Below are 13,753 nucleotides of genomic sequence, written 5' to 3' on the forward strand. Positions count from 1 at the left end.
CGGGCCGTGGCGCACGTCCGGGCCTGGAGCGGTACGGACGGCGTGGACCACGCGGTCAACTACACCGGCAATGCCGGCGTGCTGCGCCTGGCCGTCGATGCATTGCGGCTGGGCGGCAGCTTCTGTCCGGCCTCCGGCAACCAGGTCCCGCCCGGCCAGTTCCCGATCACCGTCAACGACTTCACCCGCCTGGAGATCACCGTCGTCGGCACCCGAGGCGCCCGCCACCGCGACGCCCTCGCGGTGCTCGACCTCCTCGGCCGCGGGCGGATCGGTGCGCGTGTCGCGGCTCGGTTCCCGTTGGCCGAGGCGGCTCGGGCGCACGCACTGATGGAGGACGACACCGATCTCGTGGGCCGGGTCGTGCTCAAACCCTGAACGCCACCGCCGGGAGCGCGGGTTGGTCTCGGCGCGGCCCCGGTCGCGCCGGGGCCGGCACCCGGTCGCGGTGTCACACGGCGCCGCGCAGGGCGCGTGTACTCCCGCTCGCGAGACCGGCGCTGCGTCGTAGGCGGGTGTGCTACGCCGGGTTCCGAGGGTCCTCGGCGGATCGGTCGGCGATTCCCGCGTCGGTGAAGGTCACTTCCTCGACGTGCGCGACGATCTCGACCTCGTCGCCCAGTGCCCATTCGGCCACCCGCGAGACCATCGGCGCCGGTACCGCCTCGCTGATGCCGGGCGCGGCCGGGATGTCGTACGTGGCGTGCGCGTCGTGCGGCAGTACCACTCGGTAGCCCCGTGCCAGCGCCTCCCGCGCGGTCGCGCCCACGCACATCTCGGACATCACCCCGCACACGGCCACACCCGTGACGCCCGCCCGGGTCAGCAGGTCCGCCAGCGGCGTACCGTCGAAGCCGTCGTCCTCGGTCTTGCGAACCACCACCTCACGGGGGCCAGCCGCCACCGGCAGCCGCAACTTCCAACCGGGCGTGCCGATCTCGTCGTCCGCGCCGACCGGCCCGTCGTTCTGGAGATGCACCACCAACGCACCGTTCGCCCGGGCCCGGGCGATCAACGTGGCGGCTCGCTCCACCACCCGCTCCGCCGCCGGTACCGCGCCGGCGCCGGTGACGAAGGCCATCTGCACGTCGACGACCAGCAGGGCGGACACGGGTTCGATGTTCGCTGTCATGCCACCCCATCCTGCCCGCCGAGTTCCCCCGCCGATCCGCGGGGTCCGCGAACACGCCCTATCCGAAGGCCAGTCTGCGGAATTCGTTGCGGATGGCGGCCAGCGGCTCGCGTTCGCGGGTGAAGTAGACCTTGTTGGTGAGCAGGACCGCCCAGCGCCGCCGTCGCGCCGAGATCCACATGGCGGTGCCGGTGAAGCCGTAGTGGACGTAGACGCCCTCGGCCGGATGGGTGCCCGGGGCCGGATGCCAGAACAGGCCCCGGGCGGGTTCGAGGTCACCGGTGTGGACGGTCAGCGATTCCTCGACCCAGGCGGGACCGAAGCCGGGGGCGGGGCCGCGGTCGGCGGGAGGCGCGCCGAGCAGGTGGCGAAGGAAACGGGCCAGGTCGTCGCGGACGGTGAAGGCGCCGGCGATGCCGCAGACACCGCCGAGCAGGCGTGCGGACGGGTCGTGCACCGTGCCACGGAGTCGGCCCCCGCTGTCCGGGTCGGGCTCGGTGGGCGCACAGTCGGCGCCGAGCGCGGTGGGGAGCGGGCCGAAGCGGGTGTCGCGCATGCCGAGCGGTTGCCAGATTCGGGAGCCGGCGACGTGGTCGAGGGTGTCGGCCGCGAGGTGTTCGACGAGATAGCCGAGGATCAGCGCGGCCCGGTCGGTGTACTCGACGGCTTCGCCGGGCGGGCGGTGCAGGACTTCGCGCAGGACGCCGGTGCGGATGGTGTCCGGGTCGGTGCCGTAGTGGAGGGCCAGGTCCGCGTGCGGCGGAACGCCCGCGGTGTGGGTGAGCAGCCGGCGGGCGGTGACGTCGCCGAGCGGGTGACCGGCGACCTCGGGCCAATACGAGGCGAGGGGCGCGTCGAGGGGCAGGACGCCGTCCTCCCAGAGGGCGCCCACGCAGGCCCAGACAGCGATGATCTTGGTAAGGCTGGCCACGTCGAAGATGGTGTTCGGGTTCATTCGTACGTCGACTCGCCCGCGGGTTCGGTTGTCGCCGCGGGTGAACGGCCCGATCGGTGCGAGCGGGTCGAGGGTGCCGCCGGCTCCGGTCGCGCGGGTGCCTCGGGCGTCGCCGACGGCCCATACCGCGCCGGGGTAGACCCGGTCTCGAACGCCGGCGTTCACGAGTCGTCGGATGCCTGCGGACTCGGATGTCATCGCCCACCTCATCGGCTACCCGTCGCCCTTTCGCCTCCCGACGCGCATCGTCGCGCTTCCTCGTGACGCCTCGTCGAGTTTTGCCCGGCCGACCGTGCCGTGCCGGGTTGCCGCGCCGGGTTTGCCACGCCGATTGTTGCTCGCCTGCCGGGTGGCGGTCCGGTGGGCCGCCGGGTCGGCGAGCCGCGTTCGCCCGGCCGCGGGGATTCCGGGACGCCCTACTCCGCGGGGTGCTCAGCCTCGACGAGAGCGGTGATCACCCGGTCCAGTGCGGCCAGGTCCGCCCGTGGGAGGTCGCGCAGGATCTCCGGGGGGTCGTCCAGAATGCCGCGGGCGATCTGTGCGATGCGCAGGCCCTCCGGGGTCACCGCCAGCATCCGCTGCCTGCGGTCGGCGGGGTGGATGGTGCGTTCGATCAGGCCGCGGCGTTCGAGGTCGTCGACGACCAGAGTCGTGTACGGCTTGTCGGTGGACAACCGAGCGGCCAGTTCGCGCATGGACAGCGGACCGGCGGCGATCCGGCGCAGTGCCTTGACGCGGACGAAGCTGAGCCCGGTTGCCTCGGTGACCTGGCGGCGGCGATCGTGGCGCTCCAGGACGAGGGTGCGCATCCCGGTCCAGACCCGTCCCGCGGCGTCCGAGGGGGCGTCGCTCGCCGCGTCGCGTGCGGGGGAACCCGTCATTGCCTCACGTCCGTCGTCTCCGGCGCCCCGGCGGGCGGCGCCGCCGCGGGCATCAGTTTCGCGCCCGTGCGCTCGGCGGTGCGCAGGGCCCAGCGGCCCGTGGTGAGCATACCGAGGCCCGCGACCGAGACGCCGCAGCCCAGCACGATCCACCATCCGGCGTGCGTCGCGGCGGCCAGGCCGGCGCCGCCGGGTGTGGACAGCACGGATCCCATGGTGGTGCCGACCACCGCGACCCCGAAGGACTGGCCGACCTGGCGACTCGTCGACGCGATCGCCGAGGCCACCCCCGCCTGGGCGCGCGGCATGCCGGACACGGCGGTGTTCGTGATCGGCGCGTTGACCAGCCCGAAGCCGATGCCGAACAGGCTGTACGCGGCGACCATCCGCACGGTGGAGGTGTCGTCGGCCAGCCCGACCAGCAACGCGGCGCTCGCCGCGATGGCGAGGCCGGCCGCGACCAGCGGTATGCGCGGGCCGACCCGTCCGACCAGCCGCCCGGAGATCGGCGAGAACACGAACGTCATCAGCGCCATCGGCAGCGTACGCAGACCCGCCTCGGTCGGCGAGTAGCCGCGTGCCTCCTGGAGATAGAGCGTGTTCAGGAAGAGGAATCCGGACATCGACGCGAACGTGCACACCGCGATCACGGTCGCGCCCGCGAACGGCGCGCTGCGGAAGAAGCGCAGGTCGATCAGCGGTTCCGCGCGCCGCGGCGACCAGTACAGCAGGCCCGCCAGGCAGGCCGCGGCCAGGGCGAACAACGCGACGATCAGCGGCGCGGACCACCCCGCCTCGCGACCCTCGATGATCGCGTAGGTGAGCGACAGCAGGAACGCGAACACCAGTACCTGAGCGACCGGATCCGCCCGCCTGGGGCGCGCGGCCTTGGACTCCGGTACGTAGAGCGCGGTGAGCACCATGGCGGCGAGCGCGACCGGCACATTGATCCAGAACACCGACCGCCAGCCGGCCGAGTCGACCAGCGCGCCGCCCACGATCGGCCCGAGCGCCATGGCGATTCCGATCACCGCGCCCCACATGCCGATCGCGCGGGCGCGTTCGCGGGGTTCGGTGAAGGTGTTGGTGATGATCGACATCGCGACCGGGTTGAGCATCGACCCACCGACGGCCTGGACCACCCGGAACGCGATCAACCACCCGAGCCCCGGCGCCAGGCCGCACAACACCGAGCCCGCGGCGAACAACACGAGTCCGGTCTGGAAGACCCGACGCCGACCGATCCGATCAGCCGTCGAGCCGGCCACCATGAGCAGCGAGGCCAGCACCAGCGTGTAGGCGTCGATGGTCCATTGAAGCTGCGACACCGAGGCGTCGAGATCACTCCGAATGGATGGCAGAGCCACGTTCAGGATGGTGTTGTCGAGCCCGACGATGAACAGACTCATGCAACAGGTCAACAGAACGAGGAGCTTTCTGCGCTGATCGGTGCCGATGGACGACATGCACCTCTCCAATCGTTACTGAAGTACAATCATTATGGTTGTACAACCAATTGAAGGAGGTCGTCAACCGACCCGATCTCGCGCTGCCCGTCGAACCTCGAACCGCCTGGGGCGGGGGGCGGGCGTGCCGGGCGGGGCGGGTGTGCGGGGACCACCCGGCGGTGCGCATATCGAACCGACGTGTCGCCGAAGCACTGCCGGAAAAGCCGATCGGGATTCTCTTTCCCGGGCTGTCACATCTTCGGGCCGAAGTCCATCAGGGCTGTGTCGACGCGATCCGGTGCCGCCGGATTGGGAATCTGCACGAGGCGGGCGTCAAGGCCGGCGTACGTCGGATGGTGGTGGCCTCGATCATCGGCATCGACGCCTCGACCGCGGGCTACAACGCCGCCAAGTCGGCCCAGAGCAGGCCGTGCCGGCCGGTCCGCTGCCGGTTCGGATCCTGCGCGCGGCGCAGTTCCACGAGTTCGTGGCGGAGCTCGTGAGCTGGGGGATCCAGGGCGAGGTCTGCCAAGTGCCCAGGACGCGCACCCAACTGATCGCCGCCCGCGCCGTCGCGGAGGGCTTGGTCGACCTGGCCACGGGGGACGGGCCGGTGGCCGAGTCGCCGGGCACCCCGTTCGCGGAGATCGCCGGCCCCCGCGAGGAGAACCTCGCCGCAATGGCCGAACCGGTGCCGGCCCGACGCGGCCACGAGGTCCGCATCGAAGAGGTGAGCGACCCGGCCAACCCGGACCGCGAGGTGTTCGAAAACGGCGGCCTGCTTCCTTCCCCGCACGCCGTCCTGTCCGGCCCGACCCACCGCGACTGGCTCGAAGCGCAGGCGTAGGACCGCGGTTCGTTCTTCCGGCCGCGGGTTGGCGTGTGTTTCATGGCCCCGCAGCGGGCGTGTTCATCGATCCGGGGTCGGCCGGACACCCCGCCGCCGGACCGGCCGGCTGCGGCTCGGCACCGTGCCGTCGACCCGGCGGGGCAACGCTGTTCGGCTCAGCCGGTCGGGGTTCGGCGGGCGGTCCAGATCTTGCGTTCGGCACTCAGGACGTCCGGAGTGACCCGGGGGGTGGCGTCCCAGACCATCGTGTCGCGATGGGTGCGGGTATAGCGCGGCCACTGGGCGCCCGGGTCGAGGTCGCGGATGAAGGCGACCCACGCGCCGTGCATCGCGTCGGCCAGCTTCTGGGGCGCGTCGGGGCCGGTCGCGTTCTTCGCGTTCTCGGCGGCCAGCAGGTCGAAGGCGAACGGCAGGTCGAGGCAGTGGAAGGCCTTCCCGCCGAACGTCGGTGAGGTGGAGAGCCATTCGAAGGCGTACAGCCAGGTCGGCCGGTCCTGACCCGCCCGGGCCTCGGCGATGGAGACCGCGGTGCCGCGGAACAGGGTGTCGGTGATCGCCTGGCCGATCACCTGGGCGGGGGCGGCGCCGTCGTGCAGGGCGAGATACGCCTCGACGCCCTCGGGCGGCAGGCCGGCGGAGCCGAGGATGGCGACGGCGACCTCGATCGGGGCGTCCGACATCTCGAATTCGGCGACGGCGTTGAACTCGTGATGGGTGGCACCGAGCATCAGCGGTGCGGGTGTGGCCGAGCCGTCGCGGAACGCCGTGTGTACGTCCTCGGGGATCAACTCGCCGTCGGAGAACGGCGCCAGCAATAGGCCCGGCAGCGCGGCGGCGCCCTCGTCGGGCGCGGTGAGCAGGTCCTGCAAGCGCAGCAACTCGTCGTGCGAGAGGTCGCGCAGCGCGGCGGCGGTCGCGGGCAGGCCGGTGCGGGAGGTGAAGAGTTCGGCGACGGCGAGGCCGTCCGCGCGGCTCTGCGGCTCCATCACCGCGCCGGAGACCGAGATCGCGGCCCGGAAGAGGTCGTGCGCGGACGGCGCGACCATCAGCGTCTGCACCGCGCCGCCACCCGCCGACTGGCCGGCGATGGTGACCTTGGCCGGGTCGCCGCCGAAGGCCGCGATGTTGTCCCGGACCCAGCGCAGGGCGGCGATCCAGTCCAGGACGCCCCGGTTGTCGGGCGCGCCCTCCAGGTGCAGGAAACCCTCGATGCCCAGCCGGTAGCCGAGCGAGACCAGGACCACGCCGTCCCGGTTGAACGCGGTGCCGTCGTACCACGGGCTCGCGGGGGAGCCGGCGACGAAGCCGCCGCCGTGGATCCAGACCAGTACCGGCAGCGCGGCGTCCGGGCTCGGGTCGGGCGTGAACACGTTGACGCCCAGTACGTCGTCGCCGGGGATCGACGGCTCCGGGATGATCGTCGGCCCGTCACCGAACGCGCGGCGCTGGGCGGTGGGGCCGTACGCGGTGGCCATCAGCGGTTCGGTCCACGCCTCGGGAGCCTCGGGCGCGGCGAAGCGCAGGTCGCCGACGGGAGGCTTGGCGTACGGGATGCCCAGGAAGCGGGCGGACCGGCCCTCCCAGAACCCTTGGACGGGACCCAGATTGGTGGTGACGAGCGGCTGCTGGGGCACGGGGGTGATCCTTTGCGCGGAGGGGTCGGTCTGGCGGTCCGGCGGTCGGCACGGGGGGTGACGCCCGAGCTTTCCATGGGGGAGTATCGGTCCCGAACGCTAAATATTACAAGAGTTGAAAAAACTACCCGCACGTTCCATAGGATCGCAAGGCCGGGAGCTGCGAAGGGCCGGGGGTCGCGAAGGGGCAGAATCGGTTGCGTGAACAACCCCACCGACACCGCCGCGGTACGACGTCACAACGTGGCTCTCGTGCTGCGCGAGATCGCCGCGCACGGCCCCTGCGCGCGTACCGAGGTCGCGGCGGCCACCGGCCTCGTGCACGCGTCGGTCAGCGCCCTGGCCGCCGACCTGATCGGGCGTGGTCTGGTGGCCGAGGTGGGCTCCGCGTCGTCCGGCGGTCGGGGCCGGCCGCGTCGGCTGCTGCGCCTGGTGCCCGGGCGGGTGGTGGCGATCGCGCTACAGGTGACGCTGGAGCGGGTCGAGGTGATGGCCGCGGACCTTGCCGGCGCGGTGGCGCATCGCGCATCCGTACCGCACCGCGCGCCGTTCGGCGACCCCGAGCCACTGGCCGCGGTGCTCGCGCGCGAGATCGGGCGGGCCGAGGCGGTCGTGCGCGCTCGGCGCGACGCGCATCTGGCCCGGGTGGTGATCGCGATGGCAGGACCGGTGACCGGGTCCGGGCATACCGTTGCCGCCGCGATCGACTTCGGCTGGTCGCGGACCGACCTGCGCGCACTGGTGCTGGCGCACCTGCCCGACCTCGCCTGCCCATTGGACGTGGTCAACGACGCGAACGTCGCGGCCCTGGCCGAATTTCATGCGCGCGCCGAACAGGGCGGCGAACTCCCGTGTGCCGTCGCGTACATCAAGGCCGACACCGGCGTCGGGGGCGGCCTGGTGGTCGGCGGCCGGATCCACACCGGTACGCACGGCATGGCCGGCGAAGTGGGCCACATCCCGGTCGCGTTCGACGGCCCCGACTGTCCGTGTGGCGCGCGCGGGTGCCTGGCGATGTACGTCGGGCCCGAGCCGCTGACCGCCGCCGCGGGGCTCGCCGACGTGGCCGCGCGGGACGGGGTCGACGGAGCCCTGGCCGAACTCGACCGCCGACTGCGCGCCGGCGACCCGCGTGCGACCGACGCGCTCGCGTTCGCGGGCCGCTCGGTGGGCGCGGCGGTGCTGGCCATCTCCGGGCTGGTGGACCCGGGCGAGGTGATCCTCGGCGGCTACCTGGCAACCTGGGCGGCGTGGCTGACCCCCGGCATCGACGCCGTCATGGCGGGCCGCCGCGCGGGTGCCCCCCACCTGGAACCGGCCATCGTACGAGGCATGTTGGGCCCGGACGCGACCCTGCACGGAGCCCTGCGAACCAGTCGAGAGGCCACCCTCGACGACGCCACCACCGTTCCCACCCTCGACAAGCCGACCCCGGCGGGCTGACCCGGTCACCAGCCCTCCGCCCGTCACCCTCACCGCCCCGGCCCCGGCCATTGCCTCTGCCCCCGCCTCTGCCCCGGTCTCCGTCCGGCCTGCGCCCGGCCCCGACCTCCGCCCGGGCTTCGCCCAGATCTGGCCTCAGCCCCGGCCCCGGTTCGGTCCCCGCCCCGGCTCAGTCCCGACCTGCGATGTCGCCGAGCGTGCGCCCTACTCACTCCAGGCGCCGGGCAACATGACGGCGACTTCCCACAGAACGTGTCCCCGCCCCGCCGGCGCGGCGAATGCGGCAGGGAATCGGCCGCATTGACGCGCAGAATCGTGACCATGAAACCCCCTTCCGGCCGGTTCCGAACCGTGCTCACCCGTCGGGCGCTCAACCGAACCCTGTTGACGCGTCAGTTCCTCGCCGAGCGCACCTGCCGCAGCTCGGCCGAGGTGGTCCGGCACTTGGTCGCCATGCAGGCACAGGAGCCGAACTGGCCCTATGTGGGCCTGTGGACCCGAGTAGCGGACCTGCGGCACGCGGAGCCGACCGCCCTGTACACGGACCGCACCGTCGTCCGCGGCCCACTGCTGCGCGGCACCCAACACATGGCGACGGCCGAGGACTACGCCTGGATCCGGCCGCTGCTCCAACCCGCTCCCGGAACCGAGCTGCGCCCGAGCTACTACGCCCGCGAGACCCGGGGCCTGGCCCCCGCCGAACTTGCCGCAGCCGGACGGGAGTTGCTGGGGGAGGGACAACTGACCAGGCGAGCACTGGGCCGGCTCCTGGCGGAGCGCTATCCGGGCCGCTCCGGGGCCGTGCTCACGGCGGCGGTACAGCGGCTGCTGCCGATCGTGCATCCCACGCCCGACGGGGTATGGGGTGGCTGGGGTACGCGCCCGTCGGTGTCCATGGCGTTGGCCCCGGCGTGGACCGGGCGGGCGATGGATCCGGCGCCCGCGGCACGGGAGTTGATCGGGCGATATCTCGCCGCGTTCGGCCCGGCGACGGTGGCCGACGTGCAGGGCTGGTCCGGGCTCAAGCGGCTGCGCGACGTGGTCGAGGGCATGCCGCTACGGGCGCTGCGCGACGTCGACGGGCGCGAGCTGTACGACCTGCCCGACGCGGAACTCGCCGACGAGGACCGGCCGGCGCCGGTCCGCTTCCTGCCCGCGTATGACAACGTGCTGCTCGGGCATGTCGATCGGTCCCGGATCCTGGCCGACGAGGACCGCCGACTGGTCATGCCGGGCGGCGCGCTCGTGCTGCCCACGTTCCTGGTCGACGGCTTCGTCCACGGCACCTGGTCCGTGCACGCCACCGGCCTGCGGATACGGCCGTTTCGGCCGCTTTCGCCGGACCAGGAGCGACAGGTCGCCGAAGAGGCGTCCCGGCTGGCCGAGTTCGCCATCGCGGATCCCGACGCGCGGCGGGTCGACATCGCCGCGTGACCGGGCCTGCCCGCATCGAAGGGGAGGCCGTACCCATCGCGGTGAACCCGCCCCCGAACGGCTCCCGGCCCGCCTCGGACGTCCCCGAACCGGCTTCCCGACGCGCCTCGCACCGTCCCGAGCCGCTCCGGGTCCGCCTCGAACCGCCCCTGACGCCCCCGTCCCGCCCCCACCTCACCCGCCCGAGTCCACCCGCCCGTTCGCGGCAGTCGGCCACAGCGCCGCGCCCGCCGCGAGTGGCGGCAGCAGGGCGACCAGGGCAAGCGCATGCGCCGGGTCCATCGTCGTCGACAACGATCCGACCGCTGCCGCGCTCATTCCACCGCCGACGAAGTACACCTGGTTGAGCAATCCGACGGCGCCACCCCGTACGGCCGGGTCCACCAGCGTCGCGACCCGTCCGGTGGTGACGACCTGGCTCACCGCGAACGCCACGATGCACAGCGAGGCGGCGACCACGATCACGAACGCGCCCGAGATCAGGCCGACCGTGAGCAGGCCCGCCGACGCGAGCACCGCGGTCACCGCGAACAGCCCTCGCCCACGCGGCCCGACGGCTCGGCGGGCCAGGACGAAACCGATCAGGCCGCCGGGCAGCAACGCCGCGCCCACCTGGAGCACGCTCCACCCGTACTGCCGGACCAACAGCTGCGGCGCCGCGTACATCACCGAGAACAGCGCGCCGAACACGCCGATCCCCATCACCGCGGTGAGCACGATCGTGCGATCGCCGACCAGCGCACGCGGCACGAAACCGTGCGGTCGACGCAGGGTCCACCCCATCAGGGTGCCGAGCGCGAGCGCCGCGGCCAAGCCCAGCGCGACCACCGTCGGGGTGCTCAGGGACAACGTGGGGGACTGGATCAGCACCAACAGCGTGGTAGCCGTGACCGCGACCAGCCCGGCGCCCACCGCGTCCACCGCACGCCGCGAACCGGCCCCGGTACGCCGCACCAGCGGCAGGCACAGCCCGATCACCGGCAGCGACAGCGCGGGCAGGACCAGGGTGGCCCGCCAACCGATCCACTCGGTGACCACGCCGCCGACCAGGGTGGCGCCGGCCCCGAACACCGCCATCGTGCCCCCGAATTCGCCCAGGACCCGGGCCCGTCGGGCCGGGTCCGTGGCCACCGCGAGGGCGAGCGCGCCGGAGATCATCGCCCCCGAACCGGCCGCCGCGACGAACCGCCCGGCGACCAGGACGCCCAGGTCGGGCGCGCCCAGGCACACCGCCATGCCCAGCGCCAGCAACGCGCCACCCGCGGACAGCGAGAAGCGCACACCGCGGGCGTCCGCCAGTCGGCCGAACACGGCCGTCCCCATGCCGAGCGCGAGCGCGTGCACGGTGAGCACCCAGCCGGTGGACGCCGGCCCGGCCGCGAGCGCGCGCCCCACGTCCGGCAGCGCGACCCCGGCTGCGGTGACCCCGAACACCGAGGGGCCGCCGAGCAGTCCGAGTCGCACCCCGGCCGCGCGAACCGGTCGGCCGATCGCCGGTGCCCGCGCCGCCACCCGCTCCCCGGTACTCCCGTCCGCTGCCGCCTGCTTCGTCGTCACGACCGCGCTCCTCGTCCGCGATGCCGCAGGATGTGCCCGACCATCGAGCCGGCGGCACCGACCCGGGCCACTCTCGACGGGCGCGTTCCCACCGCCCATCCCCCAGGTGAGGGATGGGCGCCCGGACGCGAGCGGCACAGGATCGAGGACGTCCGTACCGATCCACCCGAGGAGCACCCGCCATGCAAGCCGTCATCGCCATCGATCACGGCGGTCCCGAGGTCCTGACCGCCGTGCCCGCACACCCCGAGCCGCGTCCCGGCAACGGTCGAGTACTGGTGGAGGTCGCCGCGAGCGGGGTCAACTTCATCGACATCAGCCAGCGCCGAGGCGTGTTCGCGGTACCCACGCCGTTCGTGCCCGGCGTCGAGGCCGCCGGGACGGTCGTCGAACTGGGCCCGGGAGTGACCGGCGTCGCCGTCGGTGACCCGGTCGCCTGGGTCATGGACGGCTCGGTGACCACCGCGCACGGCGCCTACGCGCAACGCGCCGTGGTCTCCGCGGACCGCCTGGTGCCGATCCCCGACGGGTTGGATGCCGAGTCGGCCGCCTCGATCCTGATGCACGGGCTGACCGCGCACTACCTCACCCACGATGCCTATCGGGTGCGCCCGGGCGACACCGTCGTGGTGCACGCGGCGGCCGGCGGCCTGGGCGGGCTGCTCACCCAGTACGCGGTGGCCCGCGGCGCACGGGTGATCGCGACGGTCTCCGACCCGGCCAAGCACGACCGGGCCCGCGCGGCCGGGGCGGACCTGGTACTGGGCTACGAGGGGTTCGCCGAGCGCGTCCGCGAGGCCACCGACGGGCGGGGCGCGGACGCGGTGTACGACGGGGTCGGCGCGGCGACCTTCGACGGCGGTCTGGCGAGCCTGCGTACCCGCGGCACCATGGTCCTGCTCGGCGGAGCGAGCGGCCCGGTCCGGGACTTCGACACGGGCCGCCTGCTCGGCGCCGGCTCGCTGTACCTGACCCGACCCGGCATCGCCGACTACATTCGCGATCGCACGGAATTGCTCGGCCGGGCGCACGACGTGTTCGAGCGCATGCTCTCGGGGGCGCTGCGGGTGCACGTCGGCGGGCGGTACCCGTTGGCGCAGGCGCGGCGCGCGCACGAGGATCTGGAGAGCCGACGAAGCACCGGGAAGCTTCTGCTGATTCCGTAGGTTGACGCGATCGTCGGGCGGCCCGAGCGCGCGCTCGACCCGACGGCCGACCTCACCCGAGGCTCGGCCGCCCCCTCCGGGCCGTCGACCCGATTCCGGGCCGCCGACCCGATCCCTCCGAAGCCCGCCCGCGTGTCCGACCAGGAACGGAGCCCCGATGACCCGCCGACCCGACAGCGCCGGCTGGAAACGCGACGAACTGCTGGCCCGTGCCGCCGAGGCGCCCGACGCGCTCGCGCTGTTCGCGACCGCGTCGGTGCGGCTGCGCCGCATGGTGCCGTTCGACGCGGCGGTGTGGCGCGCGACCGACCCGCTCACCGGGCTGATCGCCGCGCCGATTCGGGTGGAGAACATCGACGCGGGTGGCTGCGCGGCGTTTTGGACCAGCGAATCGGACCCGGACACGGTCAACGCGTTCCGTGCCCTCGTGCACGCCCGGGTCCCGGCGGCGGCACTGCGCGAGAGCACCGGTGATCGTCCCGAGGCCAGTCCGCTCTACGACGCGTACCTGCGCCCGCGCCGATTCGGCGACGAGCTGCGCGCGGTGTTGCGGGTGGCCGGCCGTCCGTGGGGCAGCGTGAGTCTGTTCCGGGATCGGGACCGACCGGCCTTCACCGCCGCCGACACCGAACTGGTCGCGGGCCTGTCGGCTCCCCTCGCCGGGCGGTTGCGCGGCTTCCTGCGGCCGGGCGAGGCGACCGTCGAGGAGTTGGCGGAGGCGGACGAGGCGACCGGCGTACTGCTCTTCGATCGGGCCGGACGCCTGGTCTCGGCCAACGAGCAGGCCCGCGACCGGATCGCGAGCGTGGTCGGCGAGGACGCGGACGGCGCGCTGCCGATGTGGATCGCCACCCTGGCCGCGGCCGGGACCGGCCGGGTGCGGGTGCTCACCCGGGCCGGCCGCTGGCTGGTGTGCCACGCGTCTCGGCTCAGCGGCGACGACGCGTTCACCGTGGTGATGATCGAGGCGGCCCCGGCGTCCGAGGTGGCCGCGATCATCGTCGAGGCATACGAACTGACCGGGCGGGAGAGCGAGATCACCCGCCTGATCGCGGGCGGCCTGGGCACCGACGACATCGCCCGCCGGCTGCACATCTCCACACACACCGTGCGCGACCACATCAAATCAGTGCTGGCCAAGGTCGGTGTGGCCAGTCGGGGCGAACTGGTCGCCAAGTTGTTCACGGAACACGTGGGACCGGCGGCCGGGCGGTCGGTGTTTCGGGTGCGAACGGCGAGCTGAGTCGCTCCCC

At 73.2% G+C, this 13,753-nt stretch carries 12 protein-coding genes; 6 read left to right on the forward strand and 6 right to left on the reverse strand.

Features of this window, described 5'->3' with window-relative positions:
• Positions 1 to 6 precede the first annotated feature (6 nt).
• On the forward strand, positions 7 to 378 hold the full coding sequence (locus A3IC_RS72250; protein ID WP_020557614.1) for a zinc-binding dehydrogenase: 372 nt from the start codon (positions 7 to 9) through the stop codon (positions 376 to 378).
• Between the two features lie 142 nt (positions 379 to 520).
• Here the strand turns inward: A3IC_RS72250 and A3IC_RS0150215 are convergent, their stop codons facing one another.
• The 4 genes from A3IC_RS0150215 to A3IC_RS0150230 all read right to left on the reverse strand — a co-directional run bounded on the left by A3IC_RS0150215 (position 521) and on the right by A3IC_RS0150230 (position 4,434).
• A complete protein-coding gene (locus A3IC_RS0150215) occupies positions 521 to 1,132 on the reverse strand; it encodes an isochorismatase family protein (protein ID WP_020557615.1) in 612 nt (203 codons plus the stop codon).
• Positions 1,133 to 1,190: 58 nt separating this feature from the next.
• Positions 1,191 to 2,285 carry a serine hydrolase domain-containing protein gene (locus tag A3IC_RS0150220; protein WP_020557616.1) on the reverse strand — a complete coding sequence of 365 codons (1,095 nt, stop codon included), beginning with the start codon at positions 2,283 to 2,285 and terminating at the stop codon, positions 1,191 to 1,193.
• A 218-nt stretch (positions 2,286 to 2,503) separates the two neighbouring features.
• The gene (locus tag A3IC_RS0150225) at positions 2,504 to 2,968 is read right to left on the reverse strand and encodes a MarR family winged helix-turn-helix transcriptional regulator (protein ID WP_020557617.1); all 465 of its coding nucleotides are present in this window, start codon (positions 2,966 to 2,968) and stop codon (positions 2,504 to 2,506) included.
• Positions 2,965 to 4,434 carry an MFS transporter gene (locus A3IC_RS0150230; protein WP_020557618.1) on the reverse strand — a complete coding sequence of 490 codons (1,470 nt, stop codon included), beginning with the start codon at positions 4,432 to 4,434 and terminating at the stop codon, positions 2,965 to 2,967. Before A3IC_RS0150230 ends, A3IC_RS0150225 begins: the two co-directional genes overlap by 4 nt.
• A gap of 412 nt (positions 4,435 to 4,846) precedes the next feature.
• Between A3IC_RS0150230 and A3IC_RS61240 the strand changes: the two genes are divergently transcribed.
• The gene (locus tag A3IC_RS61240; RefSeq protein WP_158696439.1) at positions 4,847 to 5,263 is read left to right on the forward strand and encodes an SDR family oxidoreductase; all 417 of its coding nucleotides are present in this window, start codon (positions 4,847 to 4,849) and stop codon (positions 5,261 to 5,263) included.
• A 158-nt stretch (positions 5,264 to 5,421) separates the two neighbouring features.
• On the opposite strand, the gene A3IC_RS0150240 is transcribed toward A3IC_RS61240, so the two are convergent.
• The gene (locus tag A3IC_RS0150240; protein WP_020557621.1) at positions 5,422 to 6,900 is read right to left on the reverse strand and encodes a carboxylesterase/lipase family protein; all 1,479 of its coding nucleotides are present in this window, start codon (positions 6,898 to 6,900) and stop codon (positions 5,422 to 5,424) included.
• A 201-nt stretch (positions 6,901 to 7,101) separates the two neighbouring features.
• Between A3IC_RS0150240 and A3IC_RS0150245 the strand changes: the two genes are divergently transcribed.
• The gene (locus tag A3IC_RS0150245) at positions 7,102 to 8,343 is read left to right on the forward strand and encodes an ROK family transcriptional regulator (RefSeq protein WP_020557622.1); all 1,242 of its coding nucleotides are present in this window, start codon (positions 7,102 to 7,104) and stop codon (positions 8,341 to 8,343) included.
• A gap of 321 nt (positions 8,344 to 8,664) precedes the next feature.
• A complete protein-coding gene (locus tag A3IC_RS0150250) occupies positions 8,665 to 9,777 on the forward strand; it encodes a winged helix DNA-binding domain-containing protein (protein WP_026219682.1) in 1,113 nt (370 codons plus the stop codon).
• Between the two features lie 174 nt (positions 9,778 to 9,951).
• Here the strand turns inward: A3IC_RS0150250 and A3IC_RS0150255 are convergent, their stop codons facing one another.
• Positions 9,952 to 11,334 (reverse strand): MFS transporter, encoded by a 1,383-nt coding sequence (locus A3IC_RS0150255; RefSeq protein WP_245599997.1) that lies wholly within the window; start codon positions 11,332 to 11,334, stop codon positions 9,952 to 9,954.
• A gap of 182 nt (positions 11,335 to 11,516) precedes the next feature.
• Here A3IC_RS0150255 and A3IC_RS0150260 point away from each other — a divergent pair, with 182 nt between their 5' ends.
• The gene (locus A3IC_RS0150260; RefSeq protein ID WP_020557625.1) at positions 11,517 to 12,500 is read left to right on the forward strand and encodes a quinone oxidoreductase family protein; all 984 of its coding nucleotides are present in this window, start codon (positions 11,517 to 11,519) and stop codon (positions 12,498 to 12,500) included.
• A gap of 157 nt (positions 12,501 to 12,657) precedes the next feature.
• Positions 12,658 to 13,743, forward strand: a complete 1,086-nt coding sequence (locus tag A3IC_RS0150265) for a helix-turn-helix domain-containing protein (RefSeq protein ID WP_020557626.1) — start codon at positions 12,658 to 12,660, stop codon at positions 13,741 to 13,743.
• The last annotated feature ends 10 nt before the right edge of the window (positions 13,744 to 13,753 follow it).

The organism is Embleya scabrispora DSM 41855 (genome assembly GCF_000372745.1).
GTDB classification, from domain to species: domain Bacteria; phylum Actinomycetota; class Actinomycetes; order Streptomycetales; family Streptomycetaceae; genus Embleya; species Embleya scabrispora.